The sequence below is a fragment of the Saccharomonospora sp. CUA-673 genome, assembly GCF_001942305.1.
Classification (GTDB): Bacteria; Actinomycetota; Actinomycetes; order Mycobacteriales; family Pseudonocardiaceae; genus Prauserella.
Genome location: NZ_MKKE01000033.1, coordinates 133,792 through 156,903, shown reverse-complemented (window position 1 = coordinate 156,903; position 23,112 = coordinate 133,792). Strand labels below are relative to the sequence as shown.

Sequence of the window (23,112 nt, the reverse complement as noted above, 5' to 3'; positions counted from 1 at the left end):
CTGCTGTCACCAGGTCCACGTGCCACGAGATCCACGAGCGACGAGGACCGCTCCGCAGCGCCGGCGCGATTCATCGTTCTTCGAACGGTATGCCCACCCCCTCAGGCGGTCAACGCGACGCGCGGGCACCCTGGCGACATCTCGACCGAACGCCGCAACGGCGATCGCCCTCCCGGTATCAACTTGCGCGATTTACTCACCTGGGTCACTATTTACTCATGCAGGTAAATGAAGAATCCCGACTCAGCGAATTCGGTGCGGGTAGCGGACTCACGGTCACCGAGGACGCACGGCGCAGGCAGATCGTCGACGCGACCATCGAGACGGTCGCCGACCTCGGTTACGGCCGTACCTCGTTCGCTCGCATCGTGGAGCGGGCCGGACTGTCGAGCACGCGGATGGTGTCGTACCACTTCGCGAGCAAGAGCGAGCTGATGTCGGCCACGCTCGGCGCGATCATCGACCGGCGCGACACGTTCGTCACCACGAGACTCGCCTCGGAGCTGGATGAGCCGGCGGCCAAGGACCTCCGACTCATCCTGCTCGGTCAGCTGCGCGCGGAGCTGGCGTTCCTCGCGCAGCACCCTCGGGAGTCGACGGCGCTCGTCGAGATCGGCACCCACGCCGGGGCCGATCCCGTATCGGCTCAGGTGGTGCACGCGGTGCAGGTCGGCCGCTTCGAACGGCAACTCGCCCAGGGAACCCGTGCAGGCGTGTTCCGGGACGTCGATCCGCGCGTCACGGCGCTGGCCATGCGGCAGGCCGTCGACGGGGTCACGCTCCGGCTGCGACAGGAACCCGACCTCGACGTCGAGGGCTACGGCCGGGAACTGGCGGAACTGTTCGACCGGGCGATCCGGGCGGACTGACCGCCGTACAGGGCGGACGACCCCGTGAAAAAGCTACGGCCGCGATGCGAGGCATCGCCGGCCGTAGCTGTCGTGGCAGGATCAGGTGTCCGCGCCACGGAAGTCTTCGGGTGAGACCGAGTCGAGGAACTCGCGGAACTTCTCGACCTCGTCCTCCTGCTCGTCGGGGATGAGGAGGCCGGCTTCCTCGAGGACACCCTCCTCGGCGTGAATGGGGACGCCCATCCGCAGCGCCAGCGCCACCGAGTCACTCGGCCGCGCGGACACGCGCACGTCACCGTCGAACACCAGCTCGGCGAAGAACGTGCTCTCCTGCAGATCAGTGATGATCACCTGTTCCAGGTCCCTGCCGAGACCACCGATGACATCCTTGAGCAGATCATGGGTCAGCGGGCGAGCCGGTTTCACCCCTTGTTGTTCCAAGGCGATCGCGGTCGCCTCCACCGAGCCGATCCAGATCGGCAGGTACCGCTCGCCTTCCGTCTCCCGCAGCAACAAGATCGGCTGGTTCGCGGGCAGCTCGACCCGGACGCCGACGACGCGCATCTCGCTCATCGGGCTTCGCCTCCCTCTTCTGCGCGGGCCGCAGCGCGTCGCCTGAGGGTAGCCCCGCTCGGCGCTGCCCCGCGATGGCTCACCGCGCGGACACCGTCGACGCTACCCGTCCGCGGTGCGCTGTGCTCGCTGCTCACTCTCGCCGGCCCGGTCTCTTCGAGCCCGCTTCAACCGTACGTCATCCCTACGGCTTCACCGAAGTTTCGCCGCACTGCTTAACAATGGCGACACGCCAGGTTGCTCCGTCCGGGCGTGGTTCACCCACCGGTCATGCCCCGAATGCCCGCTTTGACGAGCAGGGTGTGGAGCGTGACCGACAGGGCCGCCAGTTCGCGGACCAGTTCATCGCCGCGTTCGCGCGCGCCCGCGTCGCGATGCCGGTAGACCGGGGACGCGATCTGCTCGAGCAGTCCGACCTCGCGGTCGGCGGACACGCGCAGGGCCCGCAGATGCCGCGGTTCGATGCCGAACTCGGCCATCGCCGTCACGGTCCGGGCGATGTGCACGGCGTCGGAGTCGTAGAACCCGGCGGCGCCGGGCCGGATGAGGCCGTACTGGACGAGCTCGGCCAGCAGTGCCTCGTCGATGCCCGCGTCGGCGAGCACCTGCTCCTGCGTGAGCCGCAGGGGCGCACCGCCGGCGAAGTCGGCCGCCGTGGGCGCCGGCACTCCCCCGGTGTCCGGGCCGTCGACCGACACGAGCTTGCGCGGGGGACGCGGCCCCGCCGCACCCGCGCCGTCGCGACCGGCCGGGTTCCCCGCGGCGTCCACGCCGCCCGTTCGGGGGCCGGGGTCGAGTTCGGCGCCGCGGTCGGCAGCTTCCAGCCGTTCCTTGATCACTTTCAGTGGCAAGTAGTGATCACGTTGGGCCGTCAGGACGAACCGCAGACGTTCGACATCGGCGGCGGTGAACTGACGGTAGCCGGACGGCGTGCGACCGGGGCGGACCAGACCCTCGGACTCGAGGAACCTGATCTTCGAGATCGTGACGTCGGGGAAGTCCTTGCGCAGTTGCGCCAGCACGGCCCCGATGCTCAACCCCTCGCGTGGTTGCCGCCCGGCAGCCGTCACTGCGCCCCCTGGCCTCCGGTCAGGAACACCAGCCGGAACTTGCCGATCTGCACCTCGTCGCCACCGGCCAGGACGGCCTGGTCGACCGGCTCGCGGTTGACGTACGTGCCGTTCAGGCTGCCCACGTCGATCACCACGAACGAACCGCCCTCGCGGCGGAACTCCGCGTGCCGGCGGGACACCGTGACGTCGTCGAGGAAGATGTCGCTGTCGGGGTGCCTACCCGCGCTGGTCGTGTCGCGGTCGAGCAGGAAACGCGAACCGGCGTTCGGTCCCCGCTTGACCACCAGCAACGCCGAACCCGCAGGCAGCGCGTCGACGCCGGCCTCCTGCGGCTCGACCGCAGGGGCCTCCTGCCCTTCCACCTCCGACAGGAAGTCCGCCCGGAACACGGAGGTCTTCTCCGGAGCTCCCTCCGGGGGAATCTCGGGCCCGTCGTTCGTGCTCACCTGAGCTCTCCTTACGCACTGACAGTGTGTCGCTTGGCCTTCGGCCGCCGGCCAGGGGCGCTGCTCGCCTCCGGACCGGAAAACCTGGTGCGCCTCAACGTACCGCGCACGGGGCCGCCCGCGGTGCCCGGGCTCCCCGATCAACCCCCGATGACCCGCTGGTATGCCTCGGCATCGAGCAGTCCGCCGAACGTGTCGGGATCGGACAGCTTGATCTCGACGAGCCACCCCTCGCCGTAGGGGTCGCCGTTGATCAGTTCCGGGGTCTCGGTGACGCCGTCGTTGACGGCGACGATCTCGCCGTCCAGCGGCGCGTAGAGCTCCGAGACGCTCTTGGTCGACTCGACCTCGCCGAACGCCTCGCCGGCGGTCACGGTCGAACCGGACGCTGGTAGGTCGACGAACACGACGTCACCCAGCTGGTCCTGTGCGTACTCGGTGATCCCCACCCGCACGACCCCGTCGGTGCGTTCGGCGACCCATTCATGGTCCTCGGTGTAGCGCAGCTCCTCCGGAGCGGACTGAGCAGCCAAGGCCCTTCCCCTTTCACGTCACGACTGCTGCGCATCATGGCACGGTCGCCGCCCGCGCGTCAGTCCGAAACCGCACCCTTCGCCCCGGTGGCCCCCTGAGCCCCCTCGGACCGCTGGGCCCCGTCGGCGGGGTCCGGCTCGGGCTGTGGGGGTTGTTCGAGCGGGCCGCCGTCTCGAGGGTGCCGCGGCGGAAGCGGAAGACGGCCAGGACGGTCTGGATCACGTACAGGGCGCCGGACCACAGGTACAGGGCGCCGCCCCAGATGGTGAACGCGTACGCCAGCGGACGCACGATCTCGGCGGCCATGGAGTCGCCCTGCATGAGCAGCAGCAGGGGGAAGGCGTACATGAGTACGAACGTGGCGCCCTTGCCGACGTAGGTCACCTCGGGCGGCCGGAAGCGGTAGTAGCGCAGCACCAGGACGCACACGGCTGCCACGACCTCGCGGACGAGCAGGGCGACGACGGCCCACCAGGGCACGATGTCGCGGACCAGGAACGCCACGAGGGTGGCCACGATGTAGAGCCGGTCGGCGGCGGGGTCGAGGACCTCGCCGAGCCGGCTCATCTGGTTCAGCCAGCGGGCGAGCTTGCCGTCGAGCCAGTCGGTGCCCGCGCTGAGCACCAGCACCAGCAGGGCCCACCCGTCCTCCTGCGGGCCGAGGAGCAGCCACAGGAACAGGGGGACGCCGGCCAGGCGGAGGATGGACAGAATGTTGGGTGCGGTCAGCGCCTGGCGCAGCAATGACGCTTCGGACCCAGTACCGGACAACTCGCCATGCTGCCTAGATCCCGCAGACTCCCTCACTCGTTCACCGTAGCCGGAGCGTCAGGAAGAGGTGGCGGGGACGCACGCACACCCGACGTTCAGCGGGCGCGACGGTAGCTCCAGCCGCGGCGGCACAGCTCGTCGCCGGTGAGGGCCTGCGGACGCCCGTGCCGGTCCATGCCCATCCAGCGGGGCCGGCCGGCGCCGCTCTCGAGCACGAAGGGCCGGCCCTGGCTCCACACGACCGTGCAGGGCGTGGTGGGCGGGGCGGGCGAGATCGGTTGGGTCTGCGCGGCCGAGCCTGACGCGGGGCTGTCACTCTCGTTCATCACCCGGACCATCGGCAGCCGAGGCGCCCGCGTAACGGCAGGCGATCATGTTCACCCGCCCGCGCCGGTGACACCGCGCACGACCGGCGCCCGATTTGTCCACTGTGGACATGTGTGGACGCGCCCGGCGCCGGTCGTACCACGGGGCCGATTCAGCCTTTCAGCGCAGGGAAATCCTCGTCGCGATACTCCCCTGCGGGCCGCTCGGCCGCCTCGTTCTCCTTGCCGCGCAGCTCCACCCGGCGGATCTTGCCGGAGATGGTCTTGGGCAACTCACCGAACTCGAGTCGGCGAATCCGCTTGTAGGGAGCCAGGTTCTCGCGGCAGAAGGCCAGGATCCCTTCCGCCACCTCGGGACCGGGTTCGTGCCCGGAGGCGAGCACGACGTAGGCCTTCGGCACGGCGAGCCGGATCGGGTCCGGGGCGGGTACACCGCGGCCTCGGCGACCGCCTCGTGCTCCAACAGCACGCTCTCCAGCTCGAACGGCGAGATGCGGTAGTCGGAGGCCTTGAACACGTCGTCGGTGCGGCCCACGTAGGTGATGTAGCCGTTCTCGTCGATCGAACCGACGTCGCCCGTGTGGTAGTAGCCGCCGCCGAACGCGGTCGCCGTGCGCTCCTCGTCGCCGGCATAACCGACCATCAGGCCGGTGGGCCGTTCGGTCAGGTCCAGGCACAGCTCGCCCTCGGTGGCCGGCTCTCCCGTGGCCGGGTCCACGAGCACCACCGAGAACCCGGGCACGGCCCGGCCCATCGACCCGGGCTTGACGTCCTGGCCGGGCGAGTTGGCGATCTGCACGGTCGTCTCGGTCTGGCCGAACCCGTCGCGAATCGTCACGCCCCATGCGGCGCGGACCTGCTCGATCACCTCGGGGTTGAGCGGCTCACCGGCGCGACGACCTTCGTCGGCGGTGTGGCCAGCGCGGTCAGATCCGCCTGGATCAGCATCCGCCACACCGTCGGCGGGGCGCAGAAACTGGTGACGCCGCAGCGATCCATCTGCGTCATCAGCGCGCCCGCGTCGAAGCGCGTGTAGTTGTACAGGAACACGGTCGCCTCGGCGTTCCACGGCGCGAACACGTTGCTCCACGCGTGTTTCGCCCATCCCGGCGACGAGATGTTCAGGTGCACGTCGCCCGGTTCGAGGCCGATCCAGTACATCGTCGACAGGTGGCCCGCCGGGTACGACACGTGCGTGTGCTGCACCAGCTTCGGCTTCGCCGTCGTGCCGGAGGTGAAGTACAGCAGCAGCGGGTCGGCCGCGTTGGTGGCCCCGTCGGGGGTGAACGCCGCCTCGGCGTCGTCGGCGTCGGCGTAGGCCGCCCAGCCCTCGACCGGCTCCCCCACCGCGATGCGCGTGTAGTCGCCGGGGACGTCGTCGAACTTGCCCGCATCGGCCGACCGCGCCACCACGTGCCGCGCCTGCCCGCGCTCGACCCGGTCGACGAGGTCGGCCGGCCCCAGCAGCGTGGTCGCCGGGATGACGACCGCACCGAGCTTGATCGAGGCCAGGATCGTCTCCCACAGCTCGACCTGGTTGCCCAGCATCAGGATCAGCCGGTCACCCCGGCGCACACCCTGGGCGCGCAGCCAGTTGGCCACCCGGTTCGACCGCGCGCCATCTCGGGATAGGTCCAGCGCCCCTCGGTGCCGTCCTCCTCCACGATCCACAGCGCGTAGCGCTCGGCGTTGGCCGGATCGGCGGCCACCCGGTCGAACCAGTCCAGTGCCCAGTTGAACTCGGTCAGCGCCGGCCAGCGGAATCCCGCATAGGCCGTGTCGTAGTCCTCGCGGTGCTCCAGCAGGAAGTCCCGCGCCACGCGGAAAGCGTCGTGGGCCGAGTGGGCTGTGTGGGCTGTGTGGGCCTCGTTGCTCACGTGTCCTTCTTCTCCCTCGTCGTCGAGTTCCGCTACTCACCGGTGAAGTGCGGCTCGCGCTTCTCCATGAAGGCCTGCACCGCCTCGACCAGGTCCTTGCTCGGCAGGAACGCGGCGTTCCACGCCGCCACGTACCGCAACCCGGCGTCGACCTGCTGTTCGGTGCCCATGGACAGTACGTCCTTGATGCCGCGCACGACCAGTGGCGGATTGGCGGCCAGTTCCGCGGCCAGGGTGCGCGCCGCGGCGAGGAGTTCGTCCTGGTCGGCGTAGACGTCGTTGACGAGACCGATGCGCTCGGCACGGGCGGCGTCGATGTCCTTGCCGGTGAGCGCCAGCTCCCGCAGATGACCCTCGCCGATGATCCCGCCCAGCCGCTGCAGGCTGCCGATGTCGGCGACGATGGCGACCTTGACCTCGCGCACGCTGAACTTCGCGTCGGCGCTCGCGAGGCGGATGTCCACGGCGGAGATCAGGTCGACGCCGCCTCCGATGCACCAGCCGGACACGGCGGCCACGATCGGGGTGCGGCAGGTGGCGACAGCGGTGATGGCCTCCTGCAGACGGCGGATCTCCTCGAGGAACCGCGTCCGCGGCCCCGCCTGTGCGTCGGCACCGAGGAACTCGGCCCACCCGGGCAGCATCGCGTTCAGGTCCAGCCCGTACGAGAAGTTCCGTCCGCTGCCGGTCAGTACGATCGCCCGCACCTCGGGGTCGGCGTCGAGCGCGCGGAAGACCTCGGGCAGCTCCCGCCAGAAATCCGGGCCCATCGCGTTGCCCTTGGCGGGCCCCAGCAGAGTCACCTCGGCCACGTGGCCGGATCGGGTGACCTCCAACGAGACGAGGTCGGCGAACGGGTTCTCGGTACCGGCGGCTGCGGCGGGGTTCTCGGCGTTCATGGTCATCATCCTGGCCCACGGGTGCCGCCGAGCACCACAGCCGGGTCAGGCGCCGTCGAGCAGTCCCACCACCGGGCCGATGACCGTCACCGCGGGCGGGCGGATGCCCTCGCGCGCCGCGTCCACGCCGACCTCCTTGAGCGTCGAGCGCAGCACCTTCTGCGTGGCCATCGAGCCGTCCTGGATCATCGCCACCGGCGTGTCGGCGGGCCGGCCCGCGCTCATCAGTGCCTCGGCGAACCGGTCGATCCGCTCGACACCCATCATCAGCACGATCGTGCCCCGGAGCCTGCCCAGCGCATCCCAGTCCACCAGCGAGGCCTCGTGGTCGGGACCGACATGGCCCGACACGACGACGACCTCGTGGGTCACGCCACGATGCGTCACCGGGACGTCGGCGAGCGCGGGCACGGCGAACGCACTCGTGATGCCCGGCACCACGGTCACCTTCACGCCGGCCTCGACACAGGCCAGCAGCTCCTCGAAGCCGCGGCCGAACACGTACGGATCGCCGCCCTTGAGGCGCACGACGAACTTGCCCGCCTTGGCCTTGTCGATCAGTGCGCTGTTGATCACATCCTGGCTCGCGGCCCTGCCGTACGGGATCTTCGCGGCGTCGATCACCTCGACGTGCGGGGGCAGTTCGTCGAGCAGTTCCCGCGGCGCGAGCCGGTCGACGACCACCACGTCGGCACGCGCCAGCAGCCGCCGGCCGCGCACCGTGATCAGCTCGGCATCGCCCGGTCCGCCGCCCACGAGCGCCACGCCCGCCTCGGGACGACCGGCGCCGCCGGACTCCTGGCCGTACCCACGGCCGGGGTCCTGGGCGGCGCCGGACCGCAACGCGTCCAACAGGTTGTCCCGCACGACGGCCGAACGCTGGGGCTCCCCACCGGAGAGCACGCCCACCAGCACACCGTCGTTCTCCCCCGACGCCGGCGTCACCGCACTGCGTCGGGACCGGAGTCGGCACGGACACAGAAGATCCGCCTGCGCTCGGCCTCGGCGTACACCGCGGCGTTGACGTCCGCATCGTCGGTGCACGCCAGGACGTACCAGCGTCGGCGAGGTCACCGTCGGCGTAGGCCCGCCGCGTCCAGGTGATCTCCCCCTCGTCGGCCATCGCGCCGACCGACGGGGTGGTGTCCGGGGATACGAGTTCGATCACGGCCCCGGCCTTGACCAGCCGCGGCAGCCGCCGCTGAGCGACGGTGCCGCCACCGACGACGACCACACGTCGCCCGCTGAGGTCGAGTCCGACCAGGTAGTGCTCCTCCTGCGCCATGCCGGTCAGCATGCCGCATGCCCCGCCCGCAGCACGCGCTCAGGGCCGCGCAACGTGAGCAGGCCCTCTACCCCGCGGCACCCGACATCGGCGACGACACACCCCGAACGCTGCGGCTCAGCCCTTCTTGACCGGATACGGCAACAGGGCCATCTCCCTGGCGTTCTTGATGGCCCGTGCGACGTCCTTCTGCTCGCTCGGGGTCAACCCGGTGATCCGGCGGGCGCGGATCTTGCCGCGATCGGACAGGAACTTCCGCAGCAACGCGGTGTCCTTCCAGTCCACGTACTCGACGCCTTCGGCCCGCAGCAGATTCCGCTTGCGCCGCTTGGGCGGGGTCGGCTTCACCGTTCTCCTCCTACCAGCTCGACTTGCTCACACCGGGCAGCTCGCCCCGGTGCGCCATCTCCCGCAGCCGGATCCGCGACAGACCGAACGCGCCGTAGTAGGCACGCGGCCTGCCGTCGACCGCGTCGCGGTTGCGGATCCGCGTCGGACTCGCGTCCCGCGGCAGCTTCTGCAACGCCGACACCGCCGCGGCCTTCTGCTCCGGCGTGCTGTGCGGCGACCGGACGGTCTCCTTCAGCTCCGCACGCCGCTCCGCGTACCGCGCCGCGACGACCTTGCGCCGCTCGTTCTTCGCGATCTTCGACTTCTTCGCCATCAGCGCTCCTCCCTGTTCTGCGGGACACCCGCACCCGGTCGCGCCGTCGAACCAAGGACTTCGCGATCGTCACTCATCAGCGCTCCTCCTTGTTCTGCGGGACACCCGCACCCGGTCGCGCCGACGAGCCAAGGGCTTCGCGATCGTCACTCATCAGCGCTCCTCCTTGAACTCCACGTGCTTGCGCGCGATGGGGTCGTACTTGCGCAGCACGAGGCGGTCGGGGTTGTTGCGCCGGTTCTTCCGTGTCACGTAGGTGAATCCGGTGCCCGCGGTCGAGCGCATCTTGATGATCGGCCGGATGTCGGTCGTGCTGGCCACTAGAGCTTCACCCCCTGCGCGCGCAGGTCGGCCACGACGGCGTCGATCCCGCGCTTGTCGATCGTCTTCATGCCCTTCACCGACACACGCAGCCGCACCCAGCGGTTCTCGCTGGGCACCCAGTACCGCCGCGTCTGGATGTTCGGTTCCCACCGCCGCGACGTGCGCCGGTGGGAGTGCGACACCTGCTTGCCGTAGCCCGGGGCACGCCCGGTGACCTGGCAGATCGCCGACATCAACCCTCCTTGGTTCTGATAATCGTTTTCATTTACAGTACATGGCGTGACCGACAAGCACCGCGTACCCCTCGTCCTCGTGTCGGGGTTGGCGACCGCGGCCTCCCGCTGCCTGGCCGATCGGCTCGTGGGCGATTCCCGGACGACCGCCCTCGTGCACCACGACCTGCGCCTCGCGAGCGAGGGATTCCTCCGCCGCTACGTCAGCCTCGGCGACCACGACAGCCTCGAGACCGTGCAGCTCGACCACGACTGCGTCTCGTGCACCCTGCGCCGGGACCTGCTGCCGCTGCTGCGCAGCCTGGCCCGCACACCGGAGGTGGAGCGGATCGTGGTCCGGCTGGACGAGGCACTCGAACCCGAGCAGGTCTGCCAGGAGATCCATACGACGGTGGTGGGCGAGGCACCCGTGACCGACGATGTCGAGATCGAGGCGGTCGCCACCGTCGTCGACCAGGCCACGTGGCTGGCCGACGTCACCGGCGACGCACCGTTGCGCGAGCGGGGCCTGCAGGCGGGCCCCGACGACGACCGCACGCTCGCCCAGGTCGCGGCGGTGCAGCCCGAGTTCGCCGACGTGCTCGTCCTCGCGGGCGAGGCGCCCGACGCGTGGACCGCGGCGCGCACCGGGGCGGTCCTCGAGCGTCTCGCCCCACGCGCGGCGATCCTCGAACTGTGCCGAACCGACACCCCGCGGCTCGGCGAGGCCGTGCCCGGCAACGGGTTCCGCGGCACGCCCCGTGATCCGGGCGGCGCCGTGTTGTCCGGGGAGCCGCCGCTGGAACCGGACTGCGGTGTGTCCCTGCTCAGCTTCACCGCCCGGCGCCCCTTCCACCCCGACCGGCTCAACCGGGCACTCGACACCCTGCTCGACGGCGTCGTCCGGACCCGCGGACACGCCTGGATCGCCAGCAGGCCCGACGAGCGGCTGTGGGTCGAGTCGGCAGGCGGCGGGCTCGGCCTCCGCCTCGCCGGACAGTGGCTCGACGCCGACACCGGACCCGCGTGGGACGACGTGTCGCCCGAGCGCCGCGCGATCGCGTCGCTGCGCTGGCATCCGCGATGGGGCGACCGGGCACAGGAACTCGTCGTCCTGGCCGATCGCGCCGACCCCGCGGCCGTCGAGCACGAGCTGCGCGCGGCGCTGCTCACCGACGACGAACTCGCCGAGGGCGCCGATGCGTGGCGCCGCTACCCCGATCCGTTCGTGCCGGCCACAGCGAGGAAGCCGACACCGGCGACCCCGCCACAGAACAACCCGGCACCGAACAACCCGGCACCGACGCCGGTGCGACCGACCCGACATTCCAGGAGGAACGATGAAACGCGGCATCCATCCCGACTACCACCCGGTGGTGTTCCAGGACGCCAACACCGGTGACCGCTTCCTGACCCGTTCGACGGCGACCTCGGAGCGCACCGTCGAATGGGAGGACGGCAACACCTACCCGTTGCTGACCGTCGAGATCAGCTCCGCCTCGCACCCGTTCTGGACGGGCACGCAGCGGATCATGGACTCGGCGGGCCAGGTCGAGAAGTTCCGCCGGCGCTACGGCACGCGCACGTAACCCGGCTTCGGCATCGGTATCGGACGGCGGCGCCGGGAGGTTCGGACCACAGCGGTTCGGACCACGCCTCCCGCGCCGCCGCCCGCGCGTGCCGGTCGCGTCAGCCGAGTACGTCGGCGACGCGGCGCAGGGTCGCGGCGTCGCCACGCACGAGCAACGTGGTGACGACGGTCTTCTCCCACAGCGCCAGTTCGTCGCGGATCTTCGCGGGCGGGCCGATGAGCGCGATGTCCTCGACCAGCGACGTCGGGATCGCCGCGGTGGCCTCGTCCTTGCGGCCGGCGAGGTAGAGGTCCTGCACCGTGTCGGCCACCTCGGCGTAGCCCATGCGCGCGAACACGTCGTGATGGAAGTTGACGTCCTTGGCGCCCATGCCGCCGATGTAGAGCGCCAGCGAGGGCTTGATCATCGCGGCGGCCTGTTCGACGTCGTCGTGGACGATCACCGGCACCGACGCGGCGACCTCGAAGTCCTCGGGTGTCTCCCCGCGCGCGGCGAACCCGTCCTCGAGGGCGGCGCGGTAGAAATCGTCGCTCTTCGGCGAGAAGAACAGGGGCAGCCAGCCGTCGCAGATCTCCGCCGACAGCGCGACGTTCTTCGGCCCTTCCGCCGCGAGGTGGATCGGGATCCGCGGGCGCAGCGGGTGCACGGTCGACTTCAGCGGCTTGCCCAAGCCGGTTCCGCCCTGCAGCGGCAGTTGGTAGTGCCGCCCGTCGTGCACGACGGGTTCCTGCCTGGCCACGACCCGGCGCACGATCTCGACGTACTCACGGGTGCGGGCGAGCGGCTTCGGATAGGGCTGGCCGTACCAGCCTTCGACGACCTGCGGCCCGGATGCGCCCAACCCCAACACGAAGCGGCCGCCGGACAGGTGGTCCAGGGTGAGCGCGGCCATGGCCGTGGCCGTCGGCGTGCGGGCCGACATCTGGATGATGTTGGTGCCGAGCGTGACGCGTTCGGTCGCCGCTCCCCACCATGCGAGCGGGGTCAGCGCGTCCGACCCGTACCCCTCGGCGGTCCAGACCGAGTCGAAGCCGAGTTCCTCGGCGGTGGTGATCGCCTCGAGCGCCCCCTCCGGCGGACCGGACGACCAGTACCCGATGTGATAGCCCAGCTTCACGTCACATTCTCCTTCCGGCCGCACGTAATGGGTCGACCACGAACGTTCCGCCTCCGGCGGCAGATTGCGGTCCGGCGTCTCCACGGCGGGGGCGTCGGGCGGGTCCATGCCGAGGGCGCGGCGCCATCCGGCACGGGCCCGCGGGTGGTACCGACGTTGCCACGGCACGAACCGGAACGCGACGGCGATCGCCGAGCCGACGAGCCGGTGCACCCGCTCGTCGCGCCGGCTCCACCGGTAGCCCAGCAGGTCGCGCACCGGCTGGTCGTACATGCCGACGGTCAGCCACACGAATCCGCGGTGCACGAGCGGACGCACCAGCGCCCACGCCGGCCGCGGCAGCCACGACAGGAACGGCGGCCGGTCGATCCGCGACAGGTCGAGCACGTCGCGCGTGGCCTTGTTGTCCTCGAGCACCTCGCGGCACATGTGGTCCCAGTACTCCTGGAACTCCTCCCACGTGCCCGGCACGGACCGCATGGGCATGTCGTACATCCGGTACCAGCGCCGGTGTTCGTCGAACAGCTGCCGGCGCTGCGCCTCGGTCAGTCCGCCCATGAAGTGCTCGGCGATGACGAGCGTGCTGACGAAGAACGTGGCGTGCGCCCAGTAGAACGTGTGGGGGTTCAGCGCGTGATAGCGGCGGCCGCGGGCGTCGACGCCCTTGATCGTGTTGTGGTAGCCACGCACCTCCAGCGCCGTGGCGTGGGCACGCGGACCGTCGTAGATGACGCCGCCGATCGGGTACAGCGAACGGAACAGGCGCTGCCAGCGCTCGTCGAAGAACCGCGAGTGCTGCTCGACGCCGGCACCGAGTTCCGGGTGCATGTTCTGCATGCTGCCCGCCCACAACGCGATGAGCAGGCCGCGCCAGTCGCCGAAGATGCGCCACGTCAACGAATCCGGGCCGAGCGGTTCGGTCGAGCTCTGCGTCATCGTCGACTCCCAGGACTGACTCGAAGAACTGGCACCAGAACTGACTACGGCCGTTGTCAGCTGTCTCGTCCACGGTACGGTTGGCCACGTGCCTGGTCAACCGGAGGAAACGCCATGTCCGACGTAGACCGCACGTGGGCAGGCACCACGCTGGCCGACCGGCGGGCGACCCGGCGGACGCAGCTGCTGGACTCCGGCCTGGAACTGCTCGGTGCCGGCGGCAGCGCCGCCGTGAGCGTGCGCGCGGTGTGCCGCCATGCCCGCCTCACCGAGCGGTACTTCTACGAGAGCTTCACCGACCGGGACGAACTGATCATCGCCGTGCACGACCTGGTGGTGACCGAGGCGCACCAGGCCCTGGTCGACGCGGTCGCCGCGGCGCCGGTCGACGACCGTCCCGCGCGGGCGCGCGCCGCGGTGACGGCGTTCGTCGAGCTGATCATCGACGACCCGCGCAAGGGTCACGTGCTGCTGCTCGCCCCGCTCGCCGACCCCGCCCTGAGCAGCCGCGGCGTCGAGCGCATCCCGATGTTCGCCGCGCTGGTCCGCGACGAGCTGTCCGACAAGGTCGACGAACAGGACCGCGCGATGACCGCGACCGCCCTCGTCGGCGGACTCGCGAACCTGTTCACCGCTTACCTCGACGGCACCCTCGAGGTGGGCCGCGACCGACTGGTCGAGCACTGCGTCAAGCTCGTGCTCGGGATCGACGCGCTGCACGCCTGAGCCCTCACGCGCCGGCCGCAGCGGTCCTGCCCTCCTCGACGAGTTCGAGCGCGATGTCGATGATCATGTCCTCCTGGCCGCCGACGTAGCGCCGCTCCCCGACCCGCAGCAGGATCTCGTGGGCGGGCACGCCGTAGCGTTCGGCGGCGCGTTCGGCGTGCAGCAGGAAGCTCGAGTACACCCCGGCGAAGCCTGCACGATCGACGAGCGGTCCATCACGGGCAGCCGCGTGATGTAGGGCTTGACGACGTCCTCGGCGGCCGCCATCAGCGCGAAGGCGTCGACCCCGGTCTCCACGCCGAGCCGGTCGAACGTCGCGGCGAGCACCTCGGTCGGCGAGTTGCCCGCGCCCGCGCCGAGCGCGACGAGCGACCCGTCGATCTGCCGGGCACCGGCGCGATGGGCCAGCACGGAGTTGGCCACGCCGAAGCTCAGGTTCTGATGTCCGTGGTAACCGACCTGCGCGTCCTGCCCCAGTTCGGCGACGAGAGCGGCGACGCGGTCGGAGGCGTCCTCCAGGATCAGCGCGCCCGCCGAGTCGACGACGTAGACGCACTGACAACCCGCGTCCGCCATGATCCGGGCCTGCTTCGCCAGGGCCTCCGGTTCGGACATGTGGGAGAGCATCAGGAAACCCACCGTCTCGAGGCCGAGCTCGCGGGCCGCGGTGAAGTGCTGCACCGACACGTCGGCCTCGGTGCAGTGCGTGGCGATCCGCACCGTCCCGGCGCCGAGGTCGGCCGCCGCGCGTAGGTCGGCCACCGTGCCGAGACCGGGCAGGAGCAGCACCGCGATGCGCGCACTGTGGGCCTCCTCGACCGCCGCGGCGATCAGGGTGCGTTCGTCGACGAGCGAGAAGCCGTAGTTGAACGTCGAGCCGCCCAGGCCGTCGCCGTGGGTCACCTCGATCAACGACACCCCGGCCTCGTCGAGCGCGCGGACGGTGTCGCGCACGTTCTGCTCGGTGAACCGGTGCGCCATCGCGTGGCTGCCGTCGCGCAGCGTCGTGTCGACGATCCGGACCGGGGCCGTCATGCGCGCACCGCCTTCTGCTCGTGGGCCGCACCGGCGACGCGATCGGCCAGCAGCTCGCCGACGCGCGCCGCGGCCGCGGTCATGATGTCCAGGTTCCCGGCGTAGGTCGGCAGGTAGTCGCCGCCACCGGCGACCTCCAGGAACACGCCCACGCGGGCGCGACCGTTCCAGTCGGGCCGGGGATCGTCGAACTGCGGATCAGCCTTGAGGGTGTAGCCGGGTACGTACTCCTGCACCCGCGCCACGGTGTCCACAATGGAGTTCGCGATGGCGTCCCGGTCGGCGTCCGGGTCGATCGCGCAGAACACCGTGTCGCGCATGATCATCGGCGGGTCCATCGGGTTGATGATGATGATCGCCCTGCCACGGCCCGCTCCCCCGACGACCTCGAGACCCTTGGCCGTCGTTTCGGTGAACTCGTCGATGTTGGCCCGCGTCCCGGGGCCCGCCGACCGCGACGACACCGACGCGACGATCTCGGCGTACGGCACCTCGGTCACCCGGCTCACGGCGTGCACGATCGGGATGGTCGCCTGCCCGCCGCAGGTGATCATGTTGACGTTCGGGGCGTCGAGGTGGTCGGTGAGGTTCACGACCGGGCACGTGAACGGGCCGGTCGCCGCCGGCGTCAGGTCGACGGCGCGGATGCCCGCCTCGAGGTAGCGCGGCGCCGCGGCCAGATGCGCCTTCGCCGACGTCGCGTCGAAGACCAGGTCCGGCAGCTCGTCCCGCTCGAGCAGCCAGTCGACGCCGCCGGCCGAGGCCTCGACACCGTAGGACGCGGCGCGTGCCAGGCCGTCGGACTCCGGGTCGACGCCCACCATGTACCGCACATCGACGCGCGTGCTGCGGCGCAGCTTCTCCAGCAGATCCGTGCCGATGTTGCCGGGACCGACGATGGCCGCCGTGGCGGTGGGAGTTGTCATGCAGGTGACGCTGCCCCAGTCGATGAGGCACGATCAACGCATGTGTTCCGCTAATCGGAACGATGACGTTCCTGGTGTGCGCGGTGGTGCGGGCGGCGGCGTGGGCGGTCGTCCTGGCGCCGAGTCGGGTGCGGCCGAGACCAGTGGGGCCACGGCGGCGCGGCTCGCCGCGGTGCTGACGGCCTTCCGGCCCGGTGAGGAGACGCTCGGGATCTCGGAGCTCGCGCGGCGTACCGGCATGCCGAAGTCGAGCACGCATCGCCTGGTGGGGCATCTCGTGGACCAGGGTCTGCTCGATGCCGGCGAGCGGGGCAGGTTGCGGTTGTCGCTGCGGTTGTTCGAGATCGGGCAGTTGGCGGTCCAGCAGCGCGGTCTGGTCGACGCGGCCCGGCCGCATCTGGCGGATCTGCGCGAGGCGACGCGCAACACGGCGCATCTGGCGGTGCTCGACGGCGACGAGGTCGTCTACCTCGACATCCTGCGGGGCCCGGACGCGCCGACGTTGCGTCCCGGGTCGGCGGGCGGTTCCCCGCGCACGCGACGTCGGTGGGCAAGGCGATCCTCGCGTTCTCCCCGCCGTCCGTTGTGGACGGTGTACTGACGGGCGAACTACGGCGGGTCAGTTCGCGCACGATCACCGCACCGGGGTTGTTGCGCCGCCAGCTGGCGACGATCGCGGAGGAGGGAATCTCCTACGATCGCGAGGAATCCGGGATCGGCGTCGTCTGCGCGGGCGCCCCGCTGATCGGCTCCGACGGCATCGCCGTGGGCGCGCTGTCGCTGTCCGGCTGGACGGGCCGCATGCGCGTCGACCGCGTCGCCCCGGCCGTCCGCACCGCCGCCCTCGCCCTCTCCCGCCTCCTGCCCTGACCGGCGGTCCGCGGCAACCTCAGCCACCGGCCTCCGCGAGTTGCTGATCGGGCACGCCTAGGGTCGTCGGTATGACTTCGCTGCCTGCGGATCCGCCGACCGATGCCCTCGCCGAGTTCTGGCGGGAACGCCACATCGCGACCCTCACGACGCCGCGCGCCGACGGCACGCCGCACGTCGTGCCGGTGGGCGTCACCGTCGACGAGACGTTCACGACCGCGCGCGTCATCTGCTCGCGCGACAGCGTGAAGGCCCGCAACGTCCGCCGCGCCGGACCCGACGGTGCGCCCGTGGCGGTCAGCCAGGTCGACGGCCGGCGGTGGTCGACGCTCGAGGGCCGTGCCGTGGTGCGCGACGACCCGGACTCGGTCGCCGAGGCCGAACGACGCTACGCCGCCCGGTACCGCACACCCCGCGTCAACCCCGAACGTGTCGTCCTCGAGATCACCCTCGCCCGCCGACTCGGCATGTCCTGAACTGCCGACACCAGCCGCAGGACGCCAACACGGCGACGTGAGATGCCAACACGGCGACGCCAGATGCTGACACGGCGACGCCAGATGCTGACACGGCGACACGGGATGCTGACACGGCGACACGGGATGCTGACACGGCGACACGGGATGCTGACACGGCGACGTGGGGTGCTGACACGGCGGACTCAGGCGCCGAACATGGCTCGGAAGTGCTCCAGGGACTTGGCGCGGTAGACGAAGTTGTCGCGGGTGACCTCGTCGAGCGGGGCCGACGGTTCGGCCGAGTACAGGTGCCCCGGGTGCACCACGGGGTTGCCGGCAAGACCGGCCAGGGCCTGCAGGCTGTGGTACATCGCGTCGCGTCGCCGCCGGGGAAGTCGGTGCGCCCGCAGCCCTCGAGGAACAGCGTGTCGCCGGCGACGAGCTTGTCGCCGACCAGGAAGCACTGGCTACCGGGCGTGTGCCCGGGGGTGTGCAGGAAGCGGATGCCGATCGAGCCGACCTCGAGCAGGTCGTCGTGGGCATGGGCCACCAGGTCCGAATCGGACACGCCGGTCACGCGCCGCACCCATTCGGACTCGGCGTCGTTGACGTGCACCGGAACCTGCTGCTGCCCGAGCAGTTCGGCCAGACCGGGCAACGAGAAGCCCATGAAGTCGCCGCCGACGTGGTCGGGGTGATGGTGGGTGGCCAGCACCCCGGTGAGGCGCATGTCGTCGGCGGCCAGCACGTCGAGCAGGTCGCCCACGGCGTAGGCGGGGTCGACGATCACCGCCTCGCCGGATTCGCGGTCGCCGATCAGGTAGGCGAAGTTGCGCATCTGCGTCGCGACGGGATCGCCGACGGCGAAGTCCCGGCCCGCGAGCAACTGACGGAAGTACAGCTGGTCGGCCATGTCGCGAGAGGCTACCGGTTGGCCGGCCGCGGCCCGGGTACCCGCCATTCGGGCGGACCGGGTGGACGCGGTGCGTGTCCGCCCGGTCACGGATGTCACAATCCTCGGGCCCGCAGATCCACCGTCAGGAGGGGCCATGCGCGCACGCCGCGTCACGGGCGCCGCGATGTCCGTCGTGGTGACCGCCGCGATCCTCCTCACCGGCGCCGGAAGTTCGGCGTTCGAACCGGTCGAGCCGGGCGCGGCGCACCCGTCCACGGCGACGGCCCACGAGGCGCCCGATGACGACCGCCAGCACCCTCATCGGGATCAGGCCGACGGTCCGCACCGGGTGGAGATCCATGTCGCCGGCCCCGAGGACACGTTGATGCGGGTCGTGCGCGATCGCCAGGGCAGCGAGGTCGCGTTGCAGGGCGAACCGTTCGACCACGCCTTCACCGAACCGGCCGGCAGCGACGGCTACCTCGGCATCCAGGTGGCCGCGGCCAGCAAGCAGGCCGGCCACCCGGCCGTGAGCTGCAGCATCACGGTCAACGGCGTGGTCGTCTCCGAACAGGAGTCCGTCCGGGCCGACCACACGGGCCTGGCGCAGGTCCTGTGCACCGTGCCCCGCGACGTCTGACCGTCCGAGGTTCCGGCTGCCGGATCCTCACTGGTCGTCCGCGCCCGCCGCACCGGACTCCGCCGCGTCGAGGACCTGAGCGAGCACTCCCAGCGCAGCAGTGATGCGCTCGACGTCGAGTCCGTTCTCCCGCTGATGCAGGTACACGTCGGGCGCGACCGGGGCCAGCAGGGCATCGGCCAGCGCTTCGGCGTCCGCCGCACCGGCCTCGCGCGCGAGGGCGAGCACGTGCGCACGCCAGAACCCGTAGGCACCCGTGGAGAAGCGTGCGTTCCCCACTTCTGCCCCGAGGACCAGCCGGCCATGGTGCTCGAGCAGGTCGACCATCCGCCCGTAGAACGCGGCCAGCCGCCGGGCGGGCGGTGCGCCCGGCCCCAGTGGCGGCGGACCCGAGATCAGGTCCTCCTGCAACTGCCGTTCGTGGTCGTCCAACAAGGCCACCGCCACCGCGGAGATGGTCGGGTACCGGCGATACAGCGTGGCCCGGCCGACGCCGGCCTCCCGCGCGAGCTCGTCCATCGTGACGACCCGGGGATCCTTGCGCGCGAACAGCGCCGCTGCCGCCGTCAGCACGCGTTGCCGGTTGTGGGCGGCGTCCGCACGTTCACTCATCGCCCCCAGGATACGGGAATAGGTGGACACGCTGTCCGGTTGACCTCGAGTGTCAGACATCCGGACACGATGTCCACTTACCTGGGAGACGAGATGCAGACCCTGCTCCACCTCGACGCCAGTGCCCGCACCCGATCCTTCAGCCGCGAACTCGGCAGGACCTTCGCCGCGTCGTGGAAGGCGGCCCACCCCGACGGCACCTACGTCCACCGTGATCTTGCGGCCGACCCCGTCCCGCAGATCGACGAGGCGTGGACCCAACTGTGCGACTACGTCCTCGCCCACGGGATCACCGACATCGACCGTTACGCCGAGGCCGCACGGACCCCGGAGCAGCGGCAGGCGTGGGCCGTCGTCGAGCCGCTGCTCGCCGAACTGGTGGCCGCCGACGTCGTCCTCATCGCCACCCCGATGTACAACTACTCGGTCCCTGCCTCCCTCAAGGCGTGGATCGACCAGGTCACGTTCCCTCGCATGTCGCTGGCCGGCCGCACGTTCGTCGTCGCCTACGCCCGTGGAGGCGCCTACGGCCCGGACGCCCCGAAGCACCCGTACGACCACCAGGAGCGATACCTCCGGGACTTCCTGGCGGGACATTTCGCGATCGACGACCCGGTCGTGTTCGGCACCGAGCTGGCCAACGCGACCGTCGATCCGGCGCTGGCGCGGCTGCGCACCGCCCACGAGGAGTCTCGCGCCGCGGCGCTCGCGGCCGCGGCCGACCTCGGGAGCCGGCCATGAGCTGGGTGCTGCTCGTACTCGCCGGCGTCATCGAGGTCGCCTGGTCCCAGAGCATCAAGCCGACCGAGGGATTCACCCGGCCCCTGCCCACCGCGCTCTGCTTCGCCCTCGCCGCGGCCGCGGTCTACCTGCTTTCGCTGGCCATGCAACGGATTCCCGTCGGCACGGCCTACGTCGTGTTCACCGGGATCGGCGCCGTCGGCGCGGTCGCGATCGGCATCCTGGTGCACCACGAACCGGCGACGACCAGCAGGCTGGTGGCACTCGGTCTGATCGTCGGCGGCATCGCCCTGGCCAAGGCGACCGCGACCGCATGAACGGCCGCAGCGAGCGGGCCGGGCGTCACGGCGGCCCACCGGCCGTGGCGCTCCGGTCCCGGACGAGGACGATCCGGCCACGAACACCGCCGGCGGCCACGCGCCGGTAGGCGGGCACGACGTCCTCCAGGCTCATGGTCGCCTCCACACGCACCGGGAGTTCGCCTGCGGCCACGCGGTCGAGCAGCCGGGCGAGCAACGGGCCGTCGGGACGTGCGACCACGACACCCACGGCGATGCCGCGCTCCTCCGGCGGCGGGGCGGCGGGTTGCACGCCGACGAACCGGCCGCCGTCGCGCACGTACCGCAGCGCAGTCCGCTGCATGGCGGCTGCGTCGGCAACAGCATCGGCCGCGACCCCGACTGCCGTGTCCGTGGAGCCGGCGGCTGAATCAGGACCGGAGGCGGAATCGGGTGCCGGCGCGAATTCCACGCCGAGACCGCGCACGAACCGCTCGTCCGCGGGCCGCGCGACGCCGGTCACCCGCCACCCGCGCTCGCGGGCCAGGACGGCGACATACGCACCGACCGCGCCGGCGGCACCGGTGACCACGAGGCGGTCTCCACCGGCGGACGGCTCGCCGAGCAGGTCGACGAGCTGGGCGGCCGCCGTGGCGGTGAGCGGCACGGCAGCAGCCGTGACCAGGTCCAGTCCGTTCGGCACGACGGCGACCTGCGTGGCGTCGACGACGAGGTGCTCGGCGTGGGCGCCGTGGTCCCGGTCGAAGCCGTCGACGAACCCCGCGATGCGGGTACCGAGTGGCAGGTCGACGCCGGCTCCCGCGGCCTCGACGGTGCCGGCGAAGTCCCAACCGAGGCCCGTGTACTCCGGCTGGTTCACGAGCCCGAGCTCGTGGAACACCCCACCGGCCACGCCGACGTCGACCGGGTTCACGGCCGCCGCCGCGATCCGGACCCGAATCTGCCCGGCGCCCGGGTCGGGCACCGGGACCTCGACGAGCTCGGTCGCCTCCGGTCCGGACGGGCGGCGGACCACGGCCCTCCGGGAGGTCCCCTGTTCGATCATCGTGCGCCCCTTCGCGTTGTCGTCCGCGGCGCCGGCGACTGCCACGTGTTGCGCCGCTGTCTGTCCGCCCCTCACGATGAACAGGTCACTCTCCGCAAGGAAGTAGGCACCTTGAAGTGCGTAAGTCACCATCACGTCCGGGAGGTGCCATGGCCACCAGGTCCGCCGCCGAACGCCGCGCCGCGGCGAAGGCCGACTACGACGCGTTCCTCGAGGCCTGCCCCAGCCGCCGGCTCCTCGACCGGATCTCCGACAAGTGGGTCGGCCTGGTGCTCGCGGCGTTGGCCGACCACGAGCGCGGCGACGGGCCGGCTCCCATGCGGTACTCGATGCTCGCGCGCAGGATCGCAGGCGTGAGCCAGAAGATGCTCACCCAGACGTTGCGTTCGCTCGAACGCGACGGCCTGCTGACCCGGACCGTCACCCCGACCGTCCCGGTCACCGTCGAGTACGCCCTGACCGACCTCGGGCACTCGCTCCAGGACGTGATGGTCCACATCAAGTCCTGGGCCGAGACCCACATGGATGAGGTCCAGATCCACCGGGATCGCTACGACCGCCAGCAAGGGCGGTGACCGCCCGAGACCCCACCCCTTCCGGGACGGGCGGCGTGGGTGGGCAGGCACACTGTCGGCCATGAACGGAACCGTCGTCGTCCTCGGCGGCCGCAGCGAGATCGGTCTCGCCGTGGCCACGAAACTCGCCCGTGCCGGATCCACGGAGTTCGTCCTGGCCGCGCGCCGCAGCCACGAACTCGACGAGCAGGAGCGCGAGCTGCGTGCCGCCGGCGCCACGCGCGTCGACCGGGTGGAGTTCGACGCCGACGACACCGACCGGCACGCCGACGTGCTCGGCGAGATCATGACCGCCCACGGACCGGTCGACGTCGTCGTCACCGCCTTCGGCATCCTCGGCGACCAAGCGCGCGCCGAGACCGACGCCGCGCACGCGCTGCAGATCGTGCACACCGACTACACCGCCCACGTCAGCGTGCTGACCCACGTCGCGAACCTGCTGCGCGCCCAGGCCAGCGGCCGGCTGGTCGTGTTCTCCAGCGTCGCCGGCGTGCGGGTGCGCCGCGCCAACTACGTCTACGGCTCGGCCAAGGCCGGACTCGACGGGTTCGCCTCCGGACTCGCCGACGCCCTCGCCGGCAGCGGCGTGCACCTGCTGCTGGTGCGGCCCGGGTTCGTCGTCGGGCGGATGACCGAGGGCATGTCACCCGCACCGTTCTCGAGCACCCCGGACCAGGTCGCCGCCGCCACGGTCGGCGCGCTGACATCCGGCAGGCACACCGTGTGGGTGCCGTGGATGCTGCGTCCGCTGTTCTTCGCGCTGCGCCTGCTGCCCCGCGCCGTCTGGCGGCGCATGCCCCGCTGAGGCCG

The 23,112-nt window shown here is 71.1% G+C and carries 24 protein-coding genes and 7 pseudogenes; 11 read left to right on the top strand and 20 right to left on the bottom strand.

Annotated features, from left to right (window positions below; genetic code table 11):
* The first annotated feature begins 218 nt into the window (after nt 1-218).
* The gene (locus tag BJF85_RS16010; RefSeq protein ID WP_075848573.1) at nt 219-869 is read left to right on the top strand and encodes a TetR/AcrR family transcriptional regulator; all 651 of its coding nucleotides are present in this window, start codon (nt 219-221) and stop codon (nt 867-869) included.
* Nucleotides 870-950: 81 nt separating this feature from the next.
* On the opposite strand, the gene BJF85_RS16005 is transcribed toward BJF85_RS16010, so the two are convergent.
* The 13 genes and pseudogenes from BJF85_RS16005 to rpmB form a co-directional block, all read right to left on the bottom strand.
* On the bottom strand, nt 951-1,424 hold the full coding sequence (locus tag BJF85_RS16005; RefSeq protein ID WP_075848571.1) for a bifunctional nuclease family protein: 474 nt from the start codon (nt 1,422-1,424) through the stop codon (nt 951-953).
* A gap of 257 nt (nt 1,425-1,681) precedes the next feature.
* Nucleotides 1,682-2,494, bottom strand: coding sequence for a MerR family transcriptional regulator (locus BJF85_RS16000; protein WP_075848569.1), 813 nt, complete (start codon nt 2,492-2,494; stop codon nt 1,682-1,684).
* Nucleotides 2,491-2,943 (bottom strand): glycogen accumulation regulator GarA, encoded by a 453-nt coding sequence (gene garA, locus BJF85_RS15995; protein WP_075848567.1) that lies wholly within the window; start codon nt 2,941-2,943, stop codon nt 2,491-2,493. The genes BJF85_RS16000 and garA overlap by 4 nt, the downstream gene beginning before the upstream one ends.
* 140 nt (nt 2,944-3,083) lie before the next feature.
* Nucleotides 3,084-3,476, bottom strand: a complete 393-nt coding sequence (gene gcvH, locus BJF85_RS15990) for a glycine cleavage system protein GcvH (protein WP_075848565.1) — start codon at nt 3,474-3,476, stop codon at nt 3,084-3,086.
* A gap of 199 nt (nt 3,477-3,675) precedes the next feature.
* A pseudogene (locus BJF85_RS15985) lies at nt 3,676-4,248 on the bottom strand (CDP-alcohol phosphatidyltransferase family protein); the annotation flags it as partial.
* 95 nt (nt 4,249-4,343) lie between these two features.
* Complete coding sequence (locus tag BJF85_RS15980) at nt 4,344-4,574, bottom strand: hypothetical protein (RefSeq protein ID WP_075848773.1); 231 nt, start codon at nt 4,572-4,574, stop codon at nt 4,344-4,346.
* A 152-nt stretch (nt 4,575-4,726) separates the two neighbouring features.
* Nucleotides 4,727-6,451 (bottom strand): annotated as a pseudogene (locus BJF85_RS15975) (AMP-binding protein).
* Nucleotides 6,452-6,483: 32 nt separating this feature from the next.
* Complete coding sequence (locus BJF85_RS15970) at nt 6,484-7,350, bottom strand: crotonase/enoyl-CoA hydratase family protein (RefSeq protein WP_139320661.1); 867 nt, start codon at nt 7,348-7,350, stop codon at nt 6,484-6,486.
* 45 nt (nt 7,351-7,395) lie between these two features.
* A pseudogene (cobA, locus tag BJF85_RS15965) lies at nt 7,396-8,635 on the bottom strand (uroporphyrinogen-III C-methyltransferase).
* 117 nt (nt 8,636-8,752) lie between these two features.
* The gene (rpsR, locus tag BJF85_RS15960; protein ID WP_075848561.1) at nt 8,753-8,983 is read right to left on the bottom strand and encodes a 30S ribosomal protein S18; all 231 of its coding nucleotides are present in this window, start codon (nt 8,981-8,983) and stop codon (nt 8,753-8,755) included.
* A 10-nt stretch (nt 8,984-8,993) separates the two neighbouring features.
* A complete protein-coding gene (gene rpsN, locus BJF85_RS15955) occupies nt 8,994-9,299 on the bottom strand; it encodes a 30S ribosomal protein S14 (protein WP_075848559.1) in 306 nt (101 codons plus the stop codon).
* Nucleotides 9,300-9,452: 153 nt separating this feature from the next.
* Nucleotides 9,453-9,620 carry a 50S ribosomal protein L33 gene (gene rpmG / locus BJF85_RS15950; protein ID WP_075848557.1) on the bottom strand — a complete coding sequence of 56 codons (168 nt, stop codon included), beginning with the start codon at nt 9,618-9,620 and terminating at the stop codon, nt 9,453-9,455.
* Entirely contained in the window at nt 9,620-9,856 is a 237-nt protein-coding gene (gene rpmB, locus BJF85_RS15945) for a 50S ribosomal protein L28 (RefSeq protein WP_075848555.1), read from the bottom strand. The genes rpmG and rpmB overlap by 1 nt, the downstream gene beginning before the upstream one ends.
* 46 nt (nt 9,857-9,902) lie before the next feature.
* Here rpmB and mrf point away from each other — a divergent pair, with 46 nt between their 5' ends.
* Nucleotides 9,903-11,237, top strand: coding sequence for a ribosome hibernation factor-recruiting GTPase MRF (gene mrf, locus BJF85_RS15940; protein ID WP_139320660.1), 1,335 nt, complete (start codon nt 9,903-9,905; stop codon nt 11,235-11,237).
* Nucleotides 11,176-11,424 carry a type B 50S ribosomal protein L31 gene (locus BJF85_RS15935; RefSeq protein ID WP_075848553.1) on the top strand — a complete coding sequence of 83 codons (249 nt, stop codon included), beginning with the start codon at nt 11,176-11,178 and terminating at the stop codon, nt 11,422-11,424. The genes mrf and BJF85_RS15935 overlap by 62 nt, the downstream gene beginning before the upstream one ends.
* A gap of 100 nt (nt 11,425-11,524) precedes the next feature.
* Here the strand turns inward: BJF85_RS15935 and BJF85_RS15930 are convergent, their stop codons facing one another.
* A complete protein-coding gene (locus BJF85_RS15930; RefSeq protein WP_075848771.1) occupies nt 11,525-12,544 on the bottom strand; it encodes an LLM class F420-dependent oxidoreductase in 1,020 nt (339 codons plus the stop codon).
* A 24-nt stretch (nt 12,545-12,568) separates the two neighbouring features.
* Nucleotides 12,569-13,480 (bottom strand): annotated as a pseudogene (locus tag BJF85_RS15925) (oxygenase MpaB family protein); the annotation flags it as partial.
* A gap of 114 nt (nt 13,481-13,594) precedes the next feature.
* Here BJF85_RS15925 and BJF85_RS15920 point away from each other — a divergent pair.
* The gene (locus BJF85_RS15920) at nt 13,595-14,206 is read left to right on the top strand and encodes a TetR/AcrR family transcriptional regulator (RefSeq protein ID WP_075848551.1); all 612 of its coding nucleotides are present in this window, start codon (nt 13,595-13,597) and stop codon (nt 14,204-14,206) included.
* Between the two features lie 4 nt (nt 14,207-14,210).
* On the opposite strand, the pseudogene dmpG reads toward BJF85_RS15920, so the two are convergent.
* Both dmpG and BJF85_RS15910 read right to left on the bottom strand, forming a co-directional pair.
* Nucleotides 14,211-15,241, bottom strand: a pseudogene (gene dmpG, locus BJF85_RS15915) (4-hydroxy-2-oxovalerate aldolase).
* Nucleotides 15,238-16,167: an acetaldehyde dehydrogenase (acetylating) gene (locus tag BJF85_RS15910; protein WP_075848550.1), complete on the bottom strand. Its 930-nt coding sequence runs from the start codon at nt 16,165-16,167 to the stop codon at nt 15,238-15,240. Before BJF85_RS15910 ends, dmpG begins: the two are co-directional and overlap by 4 nt.
* A gap of 40 nt (nt 16,168-16,207) precedes the next feature.
* Between BJF85_RS15910 and BJF85_RS15905 the strand changes: the two are divergent.
* Nucleotides 16,208-17,037, top strand: a pseudogene (locus tag BJF85_RS15905) (IclR family transcriptional regulator).
* 71 nt (nt 17,038-17,108) lie between these two features.
* A complete protein-coding gene (locus BJF85_RS15900) occupies nt 17,109-17,513 on the top strand; it encodes a pyridoxamine 5'-phosphate oxidase family protein (protein WP_075848548.1) in 405 nt (134 codons plus the stop codon).
* Nucleotides 17,514-17,698: 185 nt separating this feature from the next.
* On the opposite strand, the pseudogene BJF85_RS15895 reads toward BJF85_RS15900, so the two are convergent.
* Nucleotides 17,699-18,408: pseudogene (locus BJF85_RS15895) on the bottom strand (MBL fold metallo-hydrolase).
* Nucleotides 18,409-18,544: 136 nt separating this feature from the next.
* Here BJF85_RS15895 and BJF85_RS15890 point away from each other — a divergent pair.
* The gene (locus BJF85_RS15890) at nt 18,545-19,030 is read left to right on the top strand and encodes a hypothetical protein (protein ID WP_075848546.1); all 486 of its coding nucleotides are present in this window, start codon (nt 18,545-18,547) and stop codon (nt 19,028-19,030) included.
* A gap of 27 nt (nt 19,031-19,057) precedes the next feature.
* Here the strand turns inward: BJF85_RS15890 and BJF85_RS15885 are convergent, their stop codons facing one another.
* Entirely contained in the window at nt 19,058-19,642 is a 585-nt protein-coding gene (locus BJF85_RS15885) for a TetR/AcrR family transcriptional regulator (RefSeq protein ID WP_075848544.1), read from the bottom strand.
* A 93-nt stretch (nt 19,643-19,735) separates the two neighbouring features.
* On the opposite strand from BJF85_RS15885, the gene BJF85_RS15880 reads away from it, so the two are divergent.
* Nucleotides 19,736-20,383, top strand: a complete 648-nt coding sequence (locus BJF85_RS15880; RefSeq protein ID WP_075848542.1) for an FMN-dependent NADH-azoreductase — start codon at nt 19,736-19,738, stop codon at nt 20,381-20,383.
* A complete protein-coding gene (locus tag BJF85_RS15875; protein WP_075848540.1) occupies nt 20,380-20,700 on the top strand; it encodes a multidrug efflux SMR transporter in 321 nt (106 codons plus the stop codon). The genes BJF85_RS15880 and BJF85_RS15875 overlap by 4 nt, the downstream gene beginning before the upstream one ends.
* Before the next feature lie 25 nt (nt 20,701-20,725).
* On the opposite strand, the gene BJF85_RS15870 is transcribed toward BJF85_RS15875, so the two are convergent.
* Complete coding sequence (locus tag BJF85_RS15870; RefSeq protein ID WP_075848769.1) at nt 20,726-21,727, bottom strand: NADP-dependent oxidoreductase; 1,002 nt, start codon at nt 21,725-21,727, stop codon at nt 20,726-20,728.
* A gap of 149 nt (nt 21,728-21,876) precedes the next feature.
* Between BJF85_RS15870 and BJF85_RS15865 the strand changes: the two genes are divergently transcribed.
* Together BJF85_RS15865 and BJF85_RS15860 are read left to right on the top strand one after the other, a co-directional pair.
* Entirely contained in the window at nt 21,877-22,302 is a 426-nt protein-coding gene (locus tag BJF85_RS15865) for a helix-turn-helix domain-containing protein (RefSeq protein WP_075848538.1), read from the top strand.
* A 61-nt stretch (nt 22,303-22,363) separates the two neighbouring features.
* Nucleotides 22,364-23,107 carry an SDR family NAD(P)-dependent oxidoreductase gene (locus BJF85_RS15860; protein WP_075848536.1) on the top strand — a complete coding sequence of 248 codons (744 nt, stop codon included), beginning with the start codon at nt 22,364-22,366 and terminating at the stop codon, nt 23,105-23,107.
* The last annotated feature ends 5 nt before the right edge of the window (nt 23,108-23,112 follow it).

Bases quoted from the DNA above. Each gene is read 5' to 3' on its own strand.
- BJF85_RS16010 (WP_075848573.1), top strand. From the start codon at position 219: ATGCAGGTAAATGAAGAATCCCGACTCAGCGAATTCGGTGCGGGTAGC.
- BJF85_RS16005 (WP_075848571.1), bottom strand. From the start codon at position 1,424: ATGAGCGAGATGCGCGTCGTCGGCGTCCGGGTCGAGCTGCCCGCGAAC.
- BJF85_RS15980 (WP_075848773.1), bottom strand. From the start codon at position 4,574: ATGAACGAGAGTGACAGCCCCGCGTCAGGCTCGGCCGCGCAGACCCAA.
- BJF85_RS15970 (WP_139320661.1), bottom strand. From the start codon at position 7,350: ATGAACGCCGAGAACCCCGCCGCAGCCGCCGGTACCGAGAACCCGTTC.
- rpsN (WP_075848559.1), bottom strand. From the start codon at position 9,299: ATGGCGAAGAAGTCGAAGATCGCGAAGAACGAGCGGCGCAAGGTCGTC.
- rpmB (WP_075848555.1), bottom strand. From the start codon at position 9,856: ATGTCGGCGATCTGCCAGGTCACCGGGCGTGCCCCGGGCTACGGCAAG.
- BJF85_RS15935 (WP_075848553.1), top strand. From the start codon at position 11,176: ATGAAACGCGGCATCCATCCCGACTACCACCCGGTGGTGTTCCAGGAC.
- BJF85_RS15920 (WP_075848551.1), top strand. From the start codon at position 13,595: ATGTCCGACGTAGACCGCACGTGGGCAGGCACCACGCTGGCCGACCGG.
- BJF85_RS15910 (WP_075848550.1), bottom strand. From the start codon at position 16,167: ATGACAACTCCCACCGCCACGGCGGCCATCGTCGGTCCCGGCAACATC.
- BJF85_RS15900 (WP_075848548.1), top strand. From the start codon at position 17,109: ATGACTTCGCTGCCTGCGGATCCGCCGACCGATGCCCTCGCCGAGTTC.
- BJF85_RS15890 (WP_075848546.1), top strand. From the start codon at position 18,545: ATGCGCGCACGCCGCGTCACGGGCGCCGCGATGTCCGTCGTGGTGACC.
- BJF85_RS15885 (WP_075848544.1), bottom strand. From the start codon at position 19,642: ATGAGTGAACGTGCGGACGCCGCCCACAACCGGCAACGCGTGCTGACG.
- BJF85_RS15880 (WP_075848542.1), top strand. From the start codon at position 19,736: ATGCAGACCCTGCTCCACCTCGACGCCAGTGCCCGCACCCGATCCTTC.
- BJF85_RS15875 (WP_075848540.1), top strand. From the start codon at position 20,380: ATGAGCTGGGTGCTGCTCGTACTCGCCGGCGTCATCGAGGTCGCCTGG.
- BJF85_RS15870 (WP_075848769.1), bottom strand. From the start codon at position 21,727: ATGATCGAACAGGGGACCTCCCGGAGGGCCGTGGTCCGCCGCCCGTCC.
- BJF85_RS15865 (WP_075848538.1), top strand. From the start codon at position 21,877: ATGGCCACCAGGTCCGCCGCCGAACGCCGCGCCGCGGCGAAGGCCGAC.
- BJF85_RS15860 (WP_075848536.1), top strand. From the start codon at position 22,364: ATGAACGGAACCGTCGTCGTCCTCGGCGGCCGCAGCGAGATCGGTCTC.